The sequence below is a fragment of the Enterobacter sp. CCUG 70166 genome (assembly GCF_020224095.1).
Classification (GTDB): Bacteria; Pseudomonadota; Gammaproteobacteria; order Enterobacterales; family Enterobacteriaceae; genus Enterobacter; species Enterobacter intestinihominis.
The window spans coordinates 23,248-41,251 of sequence record NZ_NRIQ01000024.1; the positions used below are offsets into that span (position 1 = coordinate 23,248).

The window sequence follows — 18,004 nt, forward strand, 5'->3', positions numbered from 1 at the left end:
GGGCTTAATTGATAGTACTTGGTGAATGGACAAATGCAGCTTTATTTTTCTCAAGCTGCGCTTTCATGTGCTCACACCAGCCTCCAAAAATAGCTTCATCTGTACCGGGATAGCCTGCCAGAAAACACATAAGAATATCGTCGGTGAGTTTTTCCTGTTGATCCCAGTCAACAATAAACTGTCTGAACAGTGAGTAAGCCTTTGCTGGGTCCCTGTTCTGCCACATCTCAACAACGATATCGAACGGAGGGACGATGTAAGTTACTATCACCGGTAATGGCTCGTATTTCGTTGGTATCATTACCTCTCGGGTAAATACCTCACCTTCCGGCCAGAGTTGCGTCTGATTTGTCATTGCTGGTCCTCAACGTAAATCCCGGCAGAAATAATCGCGCCGCCGATACGGCGTTTTCCGTATAACAGCGGCACCGGATACCCCTGCGCTGCAGTATTGGTTACACCACCGAACGCATAAGAGGCCCGGTTATCTGCATCCTGTTTGCTGGCGAGGCCAGTCGGCTGTGGGGATAGCATTTGCACAATTCCGCCAGCAATCATGGCTGCGCCAAGCTTCCATGCAACCGGCCCCCACGTGCCACCGCCCCAAGCCTGACCAACCGTAACACCAATTGCGCCTACCACTACCAGCACCGCGCCGAGAATAGTTTGTAGCACCCCTGCTTTTTTGCTGCCGATTAACACAGGCACAATATGAATCTCGCGCCCATTGTTCGGAAATTCCAGATCATCTACTCCAATGTTCTTTTTCCCAACATAAATCGCATACGTTAAACCGCGAGCCCTGCTTGTATTCATGTATTTTTCGAATCCAGGGATAGTTACGGCCAGTGCCCGAAAAGCCTCATGCGTAGTCCGCACCAGGCGCTGGTGAGTTCTCCCGAAGGTCTTGCCGAGCGGGCCAAACATACGGATAGTAGCAAGTGTTTCATTGTTAGCTGTATTCATCGTTCTACTCCTGTCAGATACCGTTAAATGTCGCCAGCCGTTGTTTGTGGCTGTCGCTCATATCGAAAGCAAAATCCTGGAATTCAGTCGGGACCTTGCCAGATATAAATTCCCATGTTTCGGCAGTAAGACCCATGATGAGTGTTACAAGTGATTTTTCGGCCATGAGGTAGCCTCCAGAAAGGAAAGGCGCCATTTCTGGCGCCCTAGGATTTATGAAGTCTGTTCGATGATGGTGACGGGCTTACCTACATTGACCCATGCGCAGTAAATGATGGACATGATAGCGGCCGCGTTTGCCTGGTAGAGACTAACCTGCTCGCTATGAGTGGGCTGTGAAGTGTTGTTGACGGGAGCATCCGACATCTCCACCGTGCCCTCTCTCGTGGTCATCAGCCCGGCACCTTCCACGTTAATAATCATATTCGCCGGGTCAATCAGAGATAGCCCTTTCGCATACTGGCTTGGCATCACAGAGATACCCAATAAATCAAACTGGCGCAGCTGATCGATGGTGAGACTAAGCACAGAGGTCAGCGGCATCACCAGGGCAGAGCCAGAAACACTGTTACCATTGCTGATGTGCAGATCGATGGCGGCAGACAAATCACCTGCAGATGGCGCATTCAGGAAAGCGCCGGCTGGAGAGAGATCTTCAACCTCGGCGTCTGCTGAGAGGAATTTCTGGTCAATCTTCCTTACCGCCTCGCTAACCATCATATTGCGGATAACGCTCTCCGTTCCCGGGGTGGACAGGCTAACAAGCTCATCGCTGAGAACCACCAAAGAGGCGACTTTAAACGGAGATAAAACGCCAGATTTCACGACCTGACCCTTTGTGACTGGCACGGCCTGAGCCTCTTTCACCCAGCCCGCGCCAATGCCGCTGACAGATCCAACCTGAGATTTAAACGGCAACTGCATGGCATTCGCCATAATCCGGCCAGGAATAGACAAAGAAAATGCATACTCTGCGAATTCACGGGCAACAATATCCGTTGTGACCAACGGGTTACCCATGGAGGTTGAGCCAGATACCAGTGCTTTACCCAGGTAAGCGGCTACCTTCTCATCCTTCACAATTTCCCGCGCTTCACTATATCGCCCATTGGTTTTTACAAGCGCTTGCGCTGCTTTAACTAACATCAATCCTTTCATCTTTTTACCTATTAACCTGTAAACATTTTGTCGCCTGTTTTCTGCATTGATGCAGGTAAACAAGCACCAACTAAAATTTATTTATCAAAGAGTTATAACTATTAACCTTTTTATAGCCTGTTAACATGTTTACACCCTCCAGAGGGGAATTTTTTCTGTGCGTGAGAGGGGGTGCGGTGTCCAGCACGATCGGGGTGGAACTTTGATTGATACCCCCCCTACCCTGCTCATTCCTCTCCCAGCAGAGAAATCAGCCCTTCAACCGCGTTCTCCAGCTTGGCTATGCGCTGTTCCTGGTCCTGCATCTCGCCTGCATGCTTGCGGTCACGCTCATCAAGCGCATCCCTGAACTCCTCGGCCATCGCTTTCATGATTGATATTTCGCGTTCTGACAATGCCACCTCCTACCCCTCCATCAGCCCACTGTGGCGCGGTCTGTCTTGTCATCAGGCAGGCCAAGACGGTTTCGCAGCAATTGACGCGCCAGATAACCAAGCGTTGGTGTTGCGGCCATGCCGAATACCCCGCCTTGGTTCATCTTCTGGATCACGTTGTTTTGCAGCTGTTGAAGCGCCACCACGATTTCACCATCGAGCATTACGCTTACGCCCTTTTCTCTTTTCGATGTCATCTGTTTTATCTCCTGTGTAGATACATATCTAGTGTTGATCAAAATGCAACGAACATCAATGTTATTGCAATATATGCAACGATATGGTGTAAAAAAAACCGGGACTGATCCCGGCCATGTAAGAAATAACCACATATTTGTGCCTTTATGCTGCAACCAATTCTCTGCCACCTTAAGCACAGTTATAAAATTAAAATTTGCTGCGCAAACTGTCTACCTGTCTACCTGAGTTTAAAATACCTTTATATTCATGACATTAGAGGGTAGACAGTTGCAATCTTAACTGTCTACTACTGTCTACCAGACTCTCTACCATTGTGCAAAAAATAAACCAAAAGTAGACACGGTAGATACCTTACTAAACACTGTCTACCAAGTGTCTACCTATCTAACCAATTGTTATTTAATATATTATTCATAACAGTAGACACGGTAGACACTTTATCGGTAATTTTTAAATTCTTTCCCTACTCACCATTATTATTTCCTGTTGCTGCTGGTAGCCATCCATCAGCATCTTCACCTAACAGGACATTTGAGATCGTACGCCCTTTATCCGGCCCCCGGGTGCACTGTTTGCGCTTGTACTCTTTGCCATACTCAGACATTGCCCCCGGCATATCAGTGCCGAACCGCGTCAATGATACGGGTTTACCCAGGCCATGCGCTGACATGTAAGCAAGGTATGAGTGGTACAGGTAACGCCTCGGGCTGAATGGCACCATCTCAGCATTGCCAACAATCATTCCCTCGCACTCAACAAGCGCCATCAGGTAGCCGCAAAAATCCACCAGTGAATCACCTTCTCTTTTGATGGCCAGCGCTTCTTCTGATTTCTGTTGCTCATGCAAAAGCTGTTTGGCTTCGTTCTGGCTGGAAAAGCGCACAAGCAGATGCCGGATGATTACCGCAAGCTCTCCTTCAATCTTCTCGGCCAGCATCGGATCGCGTTCGTTTTCCGGCACTACTTCGGTGAAGTTGAAAATCACCCGTCGCCGTGAAATACCGCCGCTGCGGTCACTGAACGTCATAGCATTGTTATTGACGGCCAGCACCACCGCCGGGATACGGGTTGAATATGGCGCTTTGTGTTTTGGGTCGATAGCCACCTTATCCCCGCCAGTGATAGCTTTAATCCCTGCGCCGTCGCCAGCGTATCGGGTCATGTCAGGCATGATAATCAGCGAATAGCCCACCACCAGCGCCCTTTCCCTTGGGTTCTCCAGCGCCGCCATGCTCGCCGATACGGTATTGGCCTTACCCGCCAGCATCGTGCAGATCTCCGCCATAACACTTTTGCCACTTCCGCCCGGCCCCGTTACCTCAAGAAACAGCTGCCAGTCGTACCGGTTCGCCAGCACCATAAACAGAGCAGCCAGTACGCGGTCTGCTTTTCGGTCATTATCCGCTACAGAGCGGCGGAGCCATTTCCAGAAGTTCGGCGCATGGGTTGCGAGGGTCTCGCCTTCTGCTGGTTCGCTGAACGGCAGATCACTCGCAACGAGAAGCCAGTCTTTTCGGTTGTGAGGTCGGAACTGTCCTGAGCGGGTATCAAAAACCCCATTGCTGAAACCAATCAGGTTACGGGCTGTTGTACCCATTACCGGAAGTCCCAGCTTCATTGTATCGACTGCTGATTTGATAGCGTTCTGTGAATACGCCACCTCCGCATCGATGTAGATCTGCGCCATTTCTCGCTGCAATTCTTTGTCTGTCAGAGGAACCCATACCACACCGTTGTAATGGTGTACCGTGTCGGAATCTGCATGGATCGCAAGGTCGCCATCGTAGTGAGCCAGCAGGACTTCTCCGCGCTGGCTAGCCCCCATTTGATTAAGTGCAGGTGTAACAGCTTCGTGTTGATTCTCTTTTCCGCCGTCAATTGCCTTGAGTTTTACCACCACCTTCTCGCCCTCCGGCTGGTACATCGAATCATTAAATGCTGCTGCGGCTGCTTCCAGCCCGTGTTGCTGGTGAAAATCATTCCAGTCGGCCTTTTCCTCAGACTGAGGTAAAGCTACCCAGCCAGAGACAGCTTTAGCGGTTTTTTCTGCGGCTGATTTACCCGTGTTTGGTTCGCCAGGCTTAATATCGTTATCTGCGGCGATGATGATCTGCGCATCCGGGTAACGCTGTCGCATCACCTGCGCAACTGACAGCAGGTTCCCGGCGTCAATCGCTGCGATAATTGTCGCATCAGGGCGAAACTGCTGAACCGAAAGCGCCGTTGCCAGCCCTTCGGCGATAATCACCGTTTCCGGCGTTTCACCGGTATTAACCACGCAAAAAGAGCCTTTCTTCACCGTTCCGGCCACCAGCCGCTTACTGCCATCTGGCTTAATCACCTGTGCGCCTGTCGTCGCGCCAGCACCGTTTTCCAGCACCAGCAGCAGAGACCCGTCGGACAGCATCGGGAAGTGGCATTGAAGCCCCTTTGATGTAAGGTAAGAAGACTGCCCAGGAGAGGCTTTAGCAGCCAGCGCCGCAACTTTCCCGGCGATATCTGTCTGAGGCTTTTCTCTGGCTGGCTTCGGTTCCGGCATAGGCAGCGCCATCGCTTCGGCCACCAGCTCAGCCGCTTCTCTCGCTCCGCACTGATTGACCTTCATCACCAGATCCAGCCCGGTACCCGCACCACAGTGCGAACAGAAATAGGTTCCCCGGTTATCTTTATTGTCGAACCGGTAGCGGGTTTTGCCGCCGCACGCCGGACACGGCCCCTCACCGCGATTCGTCGGAATCGCCAGGCGTTCCAGTATTGACGGCCAGTAGCCGTTTGCCTTGCTGCGTACATCGCTTACAAAGTCATTTTGCACTGTAAGCCTCCCGCGCTTTCACCAGCTCGCCGATAGATTTATGCAGCAGAGACATAATCGCCCCGACACGGCAGGCTTCTTCATGGTGTTCGTCACCGTCGGGAATGCTGTCAATCCACATGCTCAGTACAGACATTGCGCACTCACTCTCTGAAAGTGCATTTTCAGCGTGCATCAGGACTTCAAAAGGAACCTGTCTCATTTCGCATCTCCCATACCCAGCTCGGAGATTAATGCCCGGTGGATTTCCTGATTAAGGTCACATGCCAGAGAGATATGATTCAGCAGGGTTTCAGAACACTCAGCACTGGCTTTTTCCAGAATGGTTTCGAAGAGTGAAGCAGCCAGCGCTGATTTATATTCGGCCTGGTCTAAGCTGATTGGCTCACGCATGGCGCACCTCCACAGGCAGGCGGCCAGCGAATACCATCACGCAGCCAGCCGGTGATTGTTCACGGGCTTCGCGCTCAGTGGTAGCGGTGATGTGAATGACGTTGCGCCCGATGGCGCTCAGCGCGAGAAAACGATACTGATATTTGGGGCGAGTTTGGGTATGCTGTATACAAGCCATGATGTAAGCCTCAGTTACGTTGTGGTAAGAGGCCCGGTTAGTGTTAGCGCACTGCCGGGCTTCGCTATTTCCGCATCGAGAAAACAAGGTGCGGCCACACCAATCTAATTTAAAGTGCGGCCACACGTCAAGACTGTTTTTGCATTCTTTTTTAATGTATGGTGTTCCCACACTAATTTGAGGAAGACTTATGGCTACCAAGTCCGTTAATGCAAAATCAGCTACTAAAAAAATCCGCTTTCCGCATGACCTGATTGAAGAGATTGACGCCAGCGTAGAGCGAGAGAAAGCAGATAACGCAGGTGCTAATTTCTCTGCGTGGGTTCTGGATGCCTGCGGGCGCAAACTAAAAAACGAGCAGCGTAAAAAAAGCAAAACCGAAGTAGAAAACTGATATTGCGGTCATTATTTATCCGCATTTGACCATTACCTTATAGCTTGGTAATATTTATTTCAGCCTTGTTCTGCAATATTCAGAGCCCACACTGGCGACCTAGCGCGGTCGCCTTTGTTTTACCTACTGCTCTAGCGCCTTTCTGCGTCTCTCGTCCAGCCAGTTTTGAACATCATTTTTATACCAAGCATTTCTCCGCCCTATTTTGAAAGGTTTCGGAAAATCTGGCGTGTCTTTAAAAAAATTGTGGAATGCAGAAACATTTGTGTATCGTAATTTCTTCATTACTTCATCCCGAAGCAAAATATCATCTTCTACCATATAATTTGACATAAATACCTCATTCATTTACCACTTTCAGACCGCGCATGCCGCTTGTTCTGCGGATAATCCCATTTCTGGCAGAATCAACAAAATCACCAACCCATTGCATCATTACTGCCCTCTGCTCCAGATATGTGCTCCTGTTATATGTATCTCTGACTTTATTGCCGCTTTTATGCGCCAGAGCAGCTTCAATAACATCAGGGTTAAACCCTTCTTCATTTAGCAATGTACTCCACATTGCCCTGAATCCATGCAGCGTCATTTCTTGACTGAAGCCAAGCCTTTTCAAGGCGTGAAAAATAGAGCTTCTTACTATTGGATTTTCCGGATTGTGAGCGCCATAGAATATGTAATTGCTTTTCTTTATTTTTTTCATGCCAGAAAGCACTTCTAAAGCATGACTTGATAGAGGAACGATGTGTTCCCTGCCCGATTTCATGCGCTCACCAGGAATCGTCCACAGTGCATTTTCAAAATCTATTTCGGACCACTCCGCATTAATCGCTTCTATCGGCCTAACCATGGTCAAAATCAGGAAAATAAGAGAATTCTTTGTTGATGTATGAACGCCTGATTTTTCCCATACATTTAAAAGATCTGGTAGCCTATTCACCTCTAGCGCTTTTTGAGGTTTGCTTTTTATAGCAGGGAATGCCTTGTGAATCATCGTTACAGGATTGGCTTTAATAACTCCAGTATTTACCGCAAAGTCTATTATCTTTCTGGTAAGGTCAATGGCCCTACCAAGGGTGGCTGGGCGATCAGAAAATTGCCTGAATGCATTAATAACATTTTCCGCACTAATATCATGTACAGATATCTCACCAATAGCCGGGACCACATAATTATTAACAACCCGCTTATTGTATAAAATAGTGCTTTCCCGCTTGTTGTCTTTTTCGTATACCTTCAACCACGAATCTGCCAGATATTTAAAAGTCTGATTCCTCCTCTTTAATCTTTCAGCCTTTTTACCCCTCTTTTCCTCATTTGGATCAATTCCCCTCGCTACCAGTCTGCGAGCTTTATCCCTCTCCTCTCTCGCCTCAGCGAGGGAGAACTCAGGGTATCGGCCTATTGTTAGGGTTTGCCTCCTTTTAGAGTCCGGGTGCTGATAACGAAAACGCCACGTTTTGCCACCAGCTTTAGACACGAACAGCAGGAGTCCGAACCCATCATGTAACGAATAATCCTTACCCGTTACTTTCGCGTTTTTAACCTCTGCATGTGATAGCGGTTTGATTAGCATTTGAACCCCACATAATACAATTTATGGTCCTTGTTCTAGTCCACTTCAACGGGAAAACTCGCCTTATACTGGATAAAACACCATAAAAAAACATAATCATCAATCGACATATGCTCTTGAAAAAGATAATAAAACATAGATAAAGAGCATTTATGAGAAATGATTTTAAGCACTTGATCTGTTCAGCGATATTCATCGAAATGTTTCCTTTTTTGGTTTTGGGTGCTGTAGCGCCAGCGGTTTTAGAGGTTTTCATTACCGGTTTCTCATTGCCTGACGCGGCGAGAAACTGGCGATCGAAAGATTTAACGGTCTGGATGGAGCATTCGGCATTGGCCGGAATGGTCACCGCCGAGACCTCAAGCAGGTCCCAGGACAAAAAGCGAATACCGCCTTCATCCAGGAAGGAATACTCAATTGGGCGGAACCCAATCGACAGGCCGCGTACCAGCCCCGCCTTAATCGAAGCCCACGCTTCATCAAGACGTGCGATTAACTGGGATGGCATGTCAGGGGTTGGTTTCACGAGCTTTGCTGTGATCTGCAACCCCTCTTTCACCATTTTTGGCGTGCAGGTGCCAATAGGCTGAGAGCGGTCGTGCTGCCAGAGGAACGGCGTATCGCTGCGGAATTTCGCCCCCTCCGGCTCCATAATGTCACCGTCACGATCGGGAGACGGTGTTGAGGCGATGCCGGTGATAATCCGCTCATCCTCATTTACCGACTTCACCGTCATGAGGGTGCAGGCGCGTTTAAGCGTCATTTGCTGGCCTCCAGAAATGAAAAAACCCGCATGCGCGGGCAATTAACTGACGTGTGTGTTAAACGAAAAATACCTGGTAGTCTTTTTTGACCGGTTCGGGGTTAAGAGCCATTAACGTAACGGCGTTGAATGTGGCCATAAGAGGGTCAATTTTCCCCTTCCCGCTGGCCTGTTTGGTGATGAGTATGGCGTTGCCTTTCGGCTCCACACGGGCGTTTCCTACGCACCATGCCATCAGAAGCTGACCACCATGAAGCAGAACACCCTCAGCCAGCTTTCGCTCGGTAGTCTTAATGGCGCCGCCGAGTTTCCAGCCCTGGCTGACCCCGGTTACAGCCTCATCAGGAATGCCTGCCTCACTGAGCGCATCAAGAATTTGCCCTACCTCAGAGGGGTCAATCCCGATTTTGTCCAGCAGTTCGGCTTCATAAATCCGGCTGACGTACTCTGCAACTTGCTCAACATCCTCGCCTACCCGCTTAACGATCGTCAGGTCACCGGCCCCCTCAAAATCCTTTAATTTTGAAATTTCGCTCTTTCGCCTTTCCAGGGCGATGGTATGTGCCCATGCATGGCACCAGCATAACCACTCGCGCGTCTGGCGATCGCGCCCGATAACAGCCAGGCCGAGAAGGTCATCGAGACCACCGCCATCGATACCAACGGTGACCACCTCAGCACGGCGCAAAATATCGTCAAAAGTGACGCGCCTTGCCTGTTGCTCCCAGAAATCTGCCCCTGACCATCTGTCAGCGCGCAGGGCGAGACCGATTTCAACGTTGGCGTGCTTGGACATAAAGCCACGGAAGTCTTCTTCCCCGGCCTCTTTCGCTTTGTTGTATTCGCGGTAAAGAAACTGCTCGTCAACGGAGTAACCCAGGTTGGGGTTAACCATCGCGAGGTTATCCAGAAGAAGATGCTCTCCGCTGGCAACCATTTCCGGTGGATGCTCAAATATCACCGGAAGAAAATGCGGGTCGTGAATTTTTCCGTCGCGAACATCACGGGCGTACTGTAACTTTTTCTTAAACACGCCAGCCGGCGGTTCGTTGGACTGCGTGGTTGTGTACATCACAAAGCCTTCAGGTCGTGATGCCATGCCACCGACTGCCTCACGCAGCATATCTTCGGAGTTATGTTGCTTACCAAAAAGCCACAACTCGTCAATGAGCGTGCCGACAGATTTAATCCCCGAAACGGTGTTGGGGTCGGCAGCCACCACTTTCAGCGTCGTGTCCGTTCCCCTGTGGGTGATTGTCCTGATGTGTGTCTGCACCTGGCAGAGGTCATCCAGATCATCATCCCGCTTTACCATGTCACGCGCCGGGTTAAAAGCGTTTGTCGCCACCTCTACGGTCGGGGCGATGATGGTGTACCCGGCAGCCTGACGCCAGTTAAGCAGCAACGCCGTCATCATGATCCCGGCGGCCAGCGTAGACTTGGAGTTTTTTTTGGGGATGAGCACAAACACTTCTGTAATGTGCCTGCGGCCAGTTTCGGCATCATACGAGCCGAACAGCGCTGCAACGAGATCGAAAACCCACTGCGCGCAGGATTCACCGAACGTTGGCGATCCTGGAGCATCAACGATTTTCAGTTGCCTGAAAACGTTCAGAGCTATTTCTGCCTGCTCCGGGTAAATCGGTGCAGGAATAATAGACTGGCCTTTCTTCAGGCGCTCCGCCCAGTCAGGGCAGGCAGTTGTCCACTCTGGCATCATGTATTCCCGCGATTATTAACCACCAGTTTCGGCGGTTGCTGAATGGCAAACTTATTGGCCGCTTTTTTGGCAGCCTCAGCTTTTGCATCCTTCTTACCGCCCTCACCTTTCTTCTGATGCATATAAGGCAGCATGGCCTTTGCAGCATCTTTCCTGGTTTCGATTTCGTAACCAACGTTGTTCATAACCGATTTCAGGAAGTCGAGAGGGTCTTCATACTCACCGGCGGACGATGCCGCAGGAGGTCGTTTTTCTTCAGGAGTGTTTACTGCTGGGGTATAAACATTCCTGCGATACGCAGGTTCGTCATCCACCTCAACTTTTTCTCGTTTTTTCCGCTCAATAAACGCGATGACCTCCGGGTCTTTAGCAAGCTGCGACCCCTTGGAACGCGCGGATTTTTCAGAATATCCCGCCTTTATTGCCGCATCCTTCTGAGACATCCCGGACATCAGCGCGAGAGCATATTTCCGCTTCTGCGCTGTTAACATGTTTACACCCTCCAGAGGGGGATTTTTTCTGCGAATGAGAGGGGGCGAGGTGTCCAGGGCGATCGATGTTTACTCTGGATGATACCCCCCCCGGGGTTGGCTGGACTCAAAGCCCTACAAATCCTAATGCCTGATCGCCTTCAGGCACCTCATGCTTCAGGGCCTGCTCATCAGGCTGACCGGTGGCAACTTCACGTGCAGACTTACCTGCGTGACATTCAGTGCAGAGCGTCCACAGGTTGTGCTCCGAGTTATCGCCTCCGAACTGAAGCGCAATACGGTGGTCGAGTTCACTGTCAGTCAAATCAACAACCCGATTACACATACAGCAGAGACCATTGTCACGCGCATAGATACGTCGCTTCAAACTCACCCTTGCACTTCCACTTATGCGGCGCTGCTCACCGTAGATCGGCTTTATGCGTCGCGTATCAATGGCTTTCAGGCGTGGCTTTAACGTTGTTAGCTTAGACATGCAACCTCCACGCCCGGCGGCGTTCTATACGTGGTGCTGAGTCCGGGTGACGCTCAACCGGCTCACCATCGGCATGGTCCACCAGCGAGTAACACGGATAAACCACCGCGCCGCCATAGGCATCCCCGACTGCATAGTCGGCTGGCTTACTGCTGTCCCATCGAGAAAGGACTCGTTCAATATGCTGAGGCGGTACGCTGTAGCACACGCCGTGTATAAGGCGCGGCAGCGTGATGAAGTCAGACCGTGTCTTGTCAGCAACAATCAGACGTTCGGCTACCTGCATCTGATACTGAGGTGGTCGGCCAGTGCCCAGATAAAAGCTTACGAGAGCCTCAGGGAAACGGGTCAGCCAGTCCTGAGCCTTATAACGAAAACCATCAACGGGTAATGCATCCTCTTCGATGATAATCACTCTATCTGACTGCTCAGCGGCCCAACGAAGAGCACGAAGATGGGTTGCATTTGCACCAACCCCAACCTCGTCAACTAACATGTGATGGGCGTCAATAGAGGAATAAAGGCGTTGTGCTAAATCTCTCCGAGAATGATGGGATACGATGATTATTTTCAAGAAAGCCCCCTGAAATCACCGAATAATTTTGCACGCAACCGCTCGGCAGCTACAGTTGCATCTGCGACACTCTCAAAAACTCCGCCGTAATGAGTTTTGCCTTGATAATGAACCCTTACCTGATACTTTCCCCTTTTGAGGTAAATATTTCTCAGTCCTGTACTGCTATTTCGGTTAGCACCAGAGCGATTACTTTGGTTTTCATGGTTCGTCGCCAATCGCAAGTGAGCGATATTTAAGCACGCGCGGTTATGACACTTATGGTCAATAATCATTCCATCAGGAATTAGACCGTAAGCTCTCTCCCAAACATATCGGTGAGCCCGCATAACCACACCGTTCACATTAATGTGCCCATAACCATTTGCATTTAGGTGCCCAGTCCAGATCATGCAACCATCAACGTTAATTGTTCGATTGCTTACTGCATCATCAGCGTTTATTGATACTTTTCTTGCGGGGAGCTGTTCACCACTACGCCTTTTCCTATCGTAGTGACGCTGGCAAAGAGATCTGCACTTAACTGGATTATCACACTCAGCTACTGAGCATATTCCAACCATAGAAATCTCCATACTACAGGTAATAAAAAAGCCGCACGATGGCGGCTACTGTCTGAATATCAGGGTGTTGCTTCGCTTTAGCCCTGGTTAAAGTAAGCATTCAGCCCGTCAGTGGTGGGACACTGGCGCACTCTGTCGCGGGGGGATGGCTGATTACCTCCGAAAAGGAAAATACCCATGGGTTCCATGTCAGAACTGGAAAAAGCAGTTGCAGATTTGCAACGTGAATTAAAGATTGAAAAAGCCACCAATAAACTGGTTTTTTCTTTGATTATTGAAGCTGTTAACAAGCTGTCACCAAAACAGAATGTTGGGGACGTTCTGATGGATGTACTGAAGGAGGTTACACCGCCTGAAATTTCATCTGCCCCAGATGCTCACGAAGCGATTAAGAGAGTTGAGAAAATAATTCAGAAGAAGCAACCGCGTTCGTAACTTCCTGAATTAAATCTTCAGCGGCTCGGTGCTGAGCCGCATTCACAATCTGATCGATTACAGTTATCGCGTGAGTTTCAGCGCGCTGCTTGTAACCTTCAAGAGTAAAGTCTGACGAAATATCTTCACGGTAAGGTACAGTCAGCATTGTCTTCTTATCGAGTTGTACTTTGACGTCACCGCCAATAGCATCAACCGTTGTACAGTCCAGTCCCTCCGCTGAAGAGTAACCGTTTATTTTTAAGCTAAACGATTTTTGAGTCGGAAACTCAACCTCATATGAAATCATAAGAACTCCTGTTATTTATGGCGCCACCAAGCATTTTCTTTGCCGATGCCATCAGTTTTGAAAACGGTATGTACCAGAGGGCCGGTGACCAACCTGTCAGCGAATGACTTCGCAACAATGCCGAACGCCAGCATGTCGCCCACAGCGACGCCAGCCTGTTCTTTCTTCCAGAACCGATAACTCTCGATCCGGTAGTAAAGACGGATGATGCCGTGAGCGAACGCCATTACATCAGCGCGGGAACCACCCAGCAGACCAGCGTTAAGCATCACATCGTTGCGGTGCGCTTCGATAAACTCCTGATAGATGCGCTCCGGATGATTCTGCTTTGCCCAGGTATCGGCGTAGGTCTTTGGTTCTGAACCGACATACACCTTTCCGGTTTCCATTTCTTCCCACGGCGCGCGAAGCATTTCGACATCGGTACCATCAGTACACCAGACGAACCGGTACTCAGGGTGTTCTCGCAGGTGCTGCCAGATGTGCAGCCAGCGACGGAAGTAGACATTCATCTTCACGTCAGGTACGAGATACAGCTCAACATCTGCCGGGGCTGTCAGTAATTCATCCACCAGCGCTATACGCCCACACTGGCGAAGCGAGGCCGCCCATTTGCTCAGCAGGTCAGGCGAGGCCGTCAGTTTGGTACCGCGCTGCGGGTCAGGCTGACTTGTGAGCAGCGTTGTGATTACCACGTCGCGCTGCTGGCGATATTCAACGTAACCAGTAAACCCGGCATCACGCCGTTCGTTGTGAATCTTCACGTTACGTTCCACCAGCGCCTGGCGGTCAGGCCTCGTCACTGAACGCTCTACGGCCTCATGCTCATCGAGTGAATAGATAAGCTTTTCTGAACCGACCACATCAGCGTAAGCCCACGTAGTCATTCCTGCGTTATGGATGCGCAGGGCAAGGTCGCTGTGTTCATACATACCGCGACCGTATACCGGGTCGAATCCGCCCACCTTCTCGATGGCACTGCGGTGGTAGTAAAGCATTACGCCGCGCTGTCCGGTGTACGACACATGCTGATCGTCACGGTAAAGCACCGAAAGGTCATTCAGCTTGTTCGTGCCAGCAAGATCGAGAAACTGGTAAGCCAGGTGTGGCTCGGGTGATTCAATGTAGGGAAGATGCCAGTTATCGGCGATGGGCCAGGCATCATCATCCCACAGAAAAAGATGCTCGCACCCGGCATCCATCAGGGCTGACAGGCTGGCGTTCTTCGAAGCAACAATGCCGAGTGATGTTTCATGGCGAAGCAGCTGCACGCCGTCAGGCACTACTGCGACAGGTTTAGAGCCGTCGTCGATAACCACCACCAGCGCCCCGGCGGGCAGATGTTTAATGTGCTGCTCAATGGCGCGGTTTAAAACGTCTGGCCGGTTGTGGGTAGTAATGGCAATGCCAATCCGTGACGCTGAAGCGCAGGCAGGCACAAACGGGACACCATCAATAGTGACCTGCATATTACCTCCCGTCAGAATCCACGCGACCGTGCATTCCAGAGGATACCGCCAGGCTTGAGCGCATTGCGGATAGCACCGTTCACCGCATCGTGCATCGCCTGTTGCAGGCTAGCTACTGAAGCTGCCTGCGCATTAATACTTGCCTGGAGGGCTGCGAACAAATCGCTTTCACGCACGGCATCAATGACGGCCTGCTTCGTTTCATCGCCAAACCCAATCTTCGTCTTCGTGGCTGATACAACGGCGTTTCCGATGATGGATGGATCGGCTTCATGCACATGAAAGCGATCAGCTTTAAACACTACCTTGCTCTGGTCACCTTCAATACCGAGGGTCATGCCAGCTTCGTGCGGCTTGCCTTTATCGGAGTCGTTCAACTTTACGTTATAGTTTGTAGACAATACGCCATCGCTAATCTTCGCATCGGTAATGAACACCTGCCCGTCATTAATCACCAGCGCCCCGTTCTTTTCGAATGACAAGCCATCTTTCAGGACTTTGAATGCATGGCTATTACGGATTTTGTCGTCCAGATCATCAATAGCCTTTTGTGCGTCTGAGGTGTCCAACTCAACACGAAGCTTCATTGTGCGTACTAATGGTGCGCATGATTCATCAGTTACAGATGGGGCTTTATCGCCCACTGGCGCAGGCTGACGCTTATTTACCGTGACAGAAGAGGGAAAGTACTCTGGGATACCATTCACCTCACGGCGTGCGCCCCATGCATCATATTTTGCCGTGCCAGCTGCGCTTTGTAGTTCGATTCCTTCATCGGTTTCGATAACGTGAAGGCTACGCATTGCATCTTTTAGGCTTAGAGTTTTTTTCATGTTTACTACCCTTTTAGACGTGAGCCTGTCGCACGGCGAAGCCGCCGAAAGTTAACGGTTTGCCCAGGCTCACAGCTGAAAGACTTTCTTTGATGTGCGCGTGCGATGCGCATTAAAAAGCCCCGCAGGTGCGAGGCCGATTTATACCGTATAGGGGATAATGGTTGTTTTATCCGCTGGTGGGGATAAAAAAATGCCCGCGGTTTGGCGGGCTATTCTGCTTACTGGGGGTTTCCAACTGTGAACCAAACTGTGGAGTACAAGGCACCGTATTCATCGTGTGATTGGGTTTCAGTTACTTTCAATAATACCCAGCCACTAGCTAAAAGCCGATTAGCTTTCATGGCATCATCGGTCTGTTCTATCTCTTTGATTTTAGTTAAATCATAAGCCTGTTCAGTCATGTAACCTCCTTGCTGTGTGGATCACGATAATACCCTTTAGGTAATCAACAGGCAAAAAGAAGGCAGCTCATGCTTGAACTGTTTATGGCACACGCCGGAGCTATTTTTCGCAAATTATCAACTCGATATCCTTGCTGCTAATTTTTTTTCTCGATTGGCTTCTGGCAGTTCGCCTGCCACGCTTTGTTATGCGCCAGGATGTCTTTCTTCGTCTGGCGGTCCAGCACATCCCAGTCATGATCTGTAGCGTAGATTGGATTTACCCAGTCACACGCTGTATCGACTACCTCAACCCTTGCGGGTCCAGTTTGCGCGCAGCTCACGATCAACATCGTCGCCAGGCATATGGTTAACAGTCTGCTGTACATCGCTGGCCTCTTTCGTTGCATCTACCCGGCGTTCGGCTGCTGCGACCGTTGCAGCTGCGTTATCTTCGGTGCGCTGCTGGTCCGCTTTCGCTTCCGCTTTGCTGGTGCCGCGAATATGGCCCAGGCCAAAGGCACCGGCGATAGCGGAAATCACCAGTGCGGCCAGCCCGATTATCGTTTCGATACCCACACTCACCTCACACCAGAACAGATTTCGCCAGGTTAAACAGCGCGCGGCGTTTATCCAGCCCGTTTCTGCCACCATTGATAAGAAGCGTCACGCGCTCCACGTCGCCGGAATGAAGCAGGCAACCGCGGGAGGCATAGAACCATGCGGCTGAGCGCGCGGCGTATTCATCCTGTTCAAGCAGCTCCGGGTGGGTAACAAGGTCCAGTTTCAACGCCTGGCCACAACTGCGATAGTTACTCAGGCCGGTAACTTGTTTCAGCCCGCGACCGCGATATTTCCAGCCATCACCAGCGACCTGATTGCCAAGGTGTTCTTTTCCCCACTCACCACCGTATACCAGATTGGCGATCGCTTTCTGGTTTGCCGGTTGCGTTGCCGTCCTGCCAAGTGCGGCGGCCTGCTGTTGCGTGATGCGGTGGCTGCCGAACGTCGGCACCAGGTTTTCAGCCGCGTAATTCAGGTTTTCCACCAGCCGGGTAAATCTGGTGCTTTCATGCCCCATCTGGGCAATAAACATCGCCTGATCAAGCGGTGCGGTGATGCCGTATTCCTTCATGGCGGCGTCGATATGCGGAAACCAGCGCGCAGCTAACCCGGCGCTGATACCAGCCGCCTTCTGAAATTGTGATTGGTTCATTAGTGCCTCAGATGATCAACCAGGCGTGCAACGTTGCCTTTGACGGCCACCAGCACGGAAAGGAATATGATGTTTGCCGCAATTGTGGCCCATGATGAATGCGGGTAAATCCCACAAAGGTACGCCAGCGGCACAGCGCTATACGTGACGGTAATCAGCCAGGCCAAACGCGAAATCCATGGCCGATGCCGCGAATCACCACGGCGATAAAACATCAGGGTGATCACAACTCCAGCGCAGAGTAACGCGTTGATCGTTGCTGATGGGTCATTTAGTACCACCTGAACCTCCCCGGCGCGTTATCAGCGCCACCAGCGAGCCGATATCCTGCTTATTCAGGAACGTAAGGATTTGAACGGCCAGCGCAGAGACAATCACGGCACCGATGGCATCCAGCGGTTTATCGCTATATTCCGTCCATGATGCGAGCTTAGATCCAACCAGACCAGAGCCAAGAATGCCGACAATATAGGACACGACGAAGTAAGCCAGCCGACGCAACACACTCAGTTCAGCCGCGGTCGCTATGTAGAATACGGCGCCTGCGAATGCACCAAAAACAACACCGTAATCAGTTCCGGTTAGAAGCCCGTAAACACTGGCCCCGGTCAAAGCAATACCGGCTAACCCAGAGCCGGAAATCGGATCGGACATCGGTCCCCCTCAATGCTGTGAATCCTC

General features: G+C 50.6%; 28 protein-coding genes and 1 pseudogene. 2 read left to right on the top strand and 27 right to left on the bottom strand.

All coding sequences use genetic code 11. From position 1 onward, the window contains the following. Nucleotides 1-4 precede the first annotated feature (4 nt). From CKK19_RS10525 to CKK19_RS10570, 10 genes are all read right to left on the bottom strand, one after another. Complete coding sequence (locus CKK19_RS10525) at nt 5-355, bottom strand: hypothetical protein (RefSeq protein ID WP_225455120.1); 351 nt, start codon at nt 353-355, stop codon at nt 5-7. Then, nucleotides 352-966 carry a tail assembly protein gene (locus CKK19_RS10530; protein WP_225455121.1) on the bottom strand — a complete coding sequence of 205 codons (615 nt, stop codon included), beginning with the start codon at nt 964-966 and terminating at the stop codon, nt 352-354. The genes CKK19_RS10525 and CKK19_RS10530 overlap by 4 nt, the downstream gene beginning before the upstream one ends. Before the next feature lie 13 nt (nt 967-979). Continuing rightward, complete coding sequence (locus CKK19_RS10535) at nt 980-1,132, bottom strand: hypothetical protein (RefSeq protein ID WP_225455122.1); 153 nt, start codon at nt 1,130-1,132, stop codon at nt 980-982. 47 nt (nt 1,133-1,179) lie between these two features. Beyond that, nucleotides 1,180-2,112: a phage major capsid protein gene (locus tag CKK19_RS10540; RefSeq protein WP_225455123.1), complete on the bottom strand. Its 933-nt coding sequence runs from the start codon at nt 2,110-2,112 to the stop codon at nt 1,180-1,182. A gap of 239 nt (nt 2,113-2,351) precedes the next feature. Beyond that, nucleotides 2,352-2,525 (bottom strand): hypothetical protein, encoded by a 174-nt coding sequence (locus CKK19_RS10545; RefSeq protein WP_225455124.1) that lies wholly within the window; start codon nt 2,523-2,525, stop codon nt 2,352-2,354. A 14-nt stretch (nt 2,526-2,539) separates the two neighbouring features. Further along, complete coding sequence (locus CKK19_RS10550; RefSeq protein ID WP_225455125.1) at nt 2,540-2,755, bottom strand: hypothetical protein; 216 nt, start codon at nt 2,753-2,755, stop codon at nt 2,540-2,542. A gap of 467 nt (nt 2,756-3,222) precedes the next feature. Next, nucleotides 3,223-5,571: a toprim domain-containing protein gene (locus CKK19_RS10555; protein ID WP_225455126.1), complete on the bottom strand. Its 2,349-nt coding sequence runs from the start codon at nt 5,569-5,571 to the stop codon at nt 3,223-3,225. Then, entirely contained in the window at nt 5,561-5,707 is a 147-nt protein-coding gene (locus CKK19_RS10560) for a hypothetical protein (RefSeq protein WP_225455127.1), read from the bottom strand. The genes CKK19_RS10555 and CKK19_RS10560 overlap by 11 nt, the downstream gene beginning before the upstream one ends. A gap of 62 nt (nt 5,708-5,769) precedes the next feature. Next, the gene (locus CKK19_RS10565) at nt 5,770-5,964 is read right to left on the bottom strand and encodes a hypothetical protein (RefSeq protein WP_225455128.1); all 195 of its coding nucleotides are present in this window, start codon (nt 5,962-5,964) and stop codon (nt 5,770-5,772) included. Continuing rightward, complete coding sequence (locus CKK19_RS10570; RefSeq protein WP_196317701.1) at nt 5,957-6,142, bottom strand: host cell division inhibitor Icd-like protein; 186 nt, start codon at nt 6,140-6,142, stop codon at nt 5,957-5,959. Before CKK19_RS10570 ends, CKK19_RS10565 begins: the two co-directional genes overlap by 8 nt. Before the next feature lie 190 nt (nt 6,143-6,332). Between CKK19_RS10570 and CKK19_RS10575 the strand changes: the two genes are divergently transcribed. After that, the gene (locus CKK19_RS10575) at nt 6,333-6,536 is read left to right on the top strand and encodes a YlcI/YnfO family protein (RefSeq protein WP_225455129.1); all 204 of its coding nucleotides are present in this window, start codon (nt 6,333-6,335) and stop codon (nt 6,534-6,536) included. A 123-nt stretch (nt 6,537-6,659) separates the two neighbouring features. Here the strand turns inward: CKK19_RS10575 and CKK19_RS10580 are convergent, their stop codons facing one another. From CKK19_RS10580 to CKK19_RS25415, 8 genes and pseudogenes are all read right to left on the bottom strand, one after another. Continuing rightward, complete coding sequence (locus CKK19_RS10580; RefSeq protein ID WP_225455130.1) at nt 6,660-6,869, bottom strand: helix-turn-helix transcriptional regulator; 210 nt, start codon at nt 6,867-6,869, stop codon at nt 6,660-6,662. A gap of 7 nt (nt 6,870-6,876) precedes the next feature. Continuing rightward, nucleotides 6,877-8,112, bottom strand: coding sequence for a tyrosine-type recombinase/integrase (locus tag CKK19_RS10585; RefSeq protein WP_225455131.1), 1,236 nt, complete (start codon nt 8,110-8,112; stop codon nt 6,877-6,879). Nucleotides 8,113-8,272: 160 nt separating this feature from the next. Beyond that, a pseudogene (locus CKK19_RS10590) lies at nt 8,273-8,875 on the bottom strand (HK97 family phage prohead protease); the annotation flags it as partial. Between the two features lie 58 nt (nt 8,876-8,933). Continuing rightward, nucleotides 8,934-10,595 carry a terminase large subunit gene (locus tag CKK19_RS10595; RefSeq protein WP_087654008.1) on the bottom strand — a complete coding sequence of 554 codons (1,662 nt, stop codon included), beginning with the start codon at nt 10,593-10,595 and terminating at the stop codon, nt 8,934-8,936. Next, nucleotides 10,592-11,086: a terminase small subunit gene (locus CKK19_RS10600; RefSeq protein ID WP_000954404.1), complete on the bottom strand. Its 495-nt coding sequence runs from the start codon at nt 11,084-11,086 to the stop codon at nt 10,592-10,594. The genes CKK19_RS10595 and CKK19_RS10600 overlap by 4 nt, the downstream gene beginning before the upstream one ends. Before the next feature lie 106 nt (nt 11,087-11,192). Further along, complete coding sequence (locus CKK19_RS10605; RefSeq protein WP_225455132.1) at nt 11,193-11,561, bottom strand: HNH endonuclease; 369 nt, start codon at nt 11,559-11,561, stop codon at nt 11,193-11,195. After that, on the bottom strand, nt 11,554-12,057 hold the full coding sequence (locus tag CKK19_RS10610; RefSeq protein WP_225455133.1) for a hypothetical protein: 504 nt from the start codon (nt 12,055-12,057) through the stop codon (nt 11,554-11,556). Before CKK19_RS10610 ends, CKK19_RS10605 begins: the two co-directional genes overlap by 8 nt. A gap of 74 nt (nt 12,058-12,131) precedes the next feature. Further along, nucleotides 12,132-12,710, bottom strand: a complete 579-nt coding sequence (locus tag CKK19_RS25415; RefSeq protein ID WP_080400674.1) for an HNH endonuclease — start codon at nt 12,708-12,710, stop codon at nt 12,132-12,134. 165 nt (nt 12,711-12,875) lie between these two features. On the opposite strand from CKK19_RS25415, the gene CKK19_RS10620 reads away from it, so the two are divergent. Continuing rightward, nucleotides 12,876-13,133 carry a hypothetical protein gene (locus CKK19_RS10620; RefSeq protein ID WP_040117529.1) on the top strand — a complete coding sequence of 86 codons (258 nt, stop codon included), beginning with the start codon at nt 12,876-12,878 and terminating at the stop codon, nt 13,131-13,133. Here the strand turns inward: CKK19_RS10620 and CKK19_RS10625 are convergent. From CKK19_RS10625 to CKK19_RS10665, 9 genes are all read right to left on the bottom strand, one after another. Continuing rightward, the gene (locus tag CKK19_RS10625) at nt 13,087-13,422 is read right to left on the bottom strand and encodes a hypothetical protein (protein WP_059509684.1); all 336 of its coding nucleotides are present in this window, start codon (nt 13,420-13,422) and stop codon (nt 13,087-13,089) included. The genes CKK19_RS10620 and CKK19_RS10625 overlap by 47 nt on opposite strands. A gap of 11 nt (nt 13,423-13,433) precedes the next feature. After that, nucleotides 13,434-14,891 carry a glycosyltransferase family 2 protein gene (locus tag CKK19_RS10630; protein ID WP_225455134.1) on the bottom strand — a complete coding sequence of 486 codons (1,458 nt, stop codon included), beginning with the start codon at nt 14,889-14,891 and terminating at the stop codon, nt 13,434-13,436. Nucleotides 14,892-14,902: 11 nt separating this feature from the next. Continuing rightward, nucleotides 14,903-15,724, bottom strand: a complete 822-nt coding sequence (locus CKK19_RS10635; protein WP_225455135.1) for a DUF1983 domain-containing protein — start codon at nt 15,722-15,724, stop codon at nt 14,903-14,905. A gap of 221 nt (nt 15,725-15,945) precedes the next feature. Further along, nucleotides 15,946-16,128, bottom strand: coding sequence for a hypothetical protein (locus tag CKK19_RS10640; protein WP_058652402.1), 183 nt, complete (start codon nt 16,126-16,128; stop codon nt 15,946-15,948). 137 nt (nt 16,129-16,265) lie between these two features. After that, complete coding sequence (locus tag CKK19_RS10645) at nt 16,266-16,460, bottom strand: hypothetical protein (RefSeq protein ID WP_058652403.1); 195 nt, start codon at nt 16,458-16,460, stop codon at nt 16,266-16,268. Then, nucleotides 16,417-16,686, bottom strand: a complete 270-nt coding sequence (locus tag CKK19_RS10650) for a hypothetical protein (RefSeq protein ID WP_225455138.1) — start codon at nt 16,684-16,686, stop codon at nt 16,417-16,419. The genes CKK19_RS10645 and CKK19_RS10650 overlap by 44 nt, the downstream gene beginning before the upstream one ends. Nucleotides 16,687-16,693: 7 nt before the next feature. After that, complete coding sequence (locus tag CKK19_RS10655) at nt 16,694-17,323, bottom strand: glycoside hydrolase family 19 protein (protein ID WP_150320236.1); 630 nt, start codon at nt 17,321-17,323, stop codon at nt 16,694-16,696. Continuing rightward, on the bottom strand, nt 17,323-17,604 hold the full coding sequence (locus tag CKK19_RS10660) for a phage holin family protein (protein WP_048240575.1): 282 nt from the start codon (nt 17,602-17,604) through the stop codon (nt 17,323-17,325). Before CKK19_RS10660 ends, CKK19_RS10655 begins: the two co-directional genes overlap by 1 nt. Beyond that, complete coding sequence (locus tag CKK19_RS10665; protein WP_150320237.1) at nt 17,591-17,977, bottom strand: phage holin family protein; 387 nt, start codon at nt 17,975-17,977, stop codon at nt 17,591-17,593. The genes CKK19_RS10660 and CKK19_RS10665 overlap by 14 nt, the downstream gene beginning before the upstream one ends. Nucleotides 17,978-18,004: the final 27 nt, after the last annotated feature.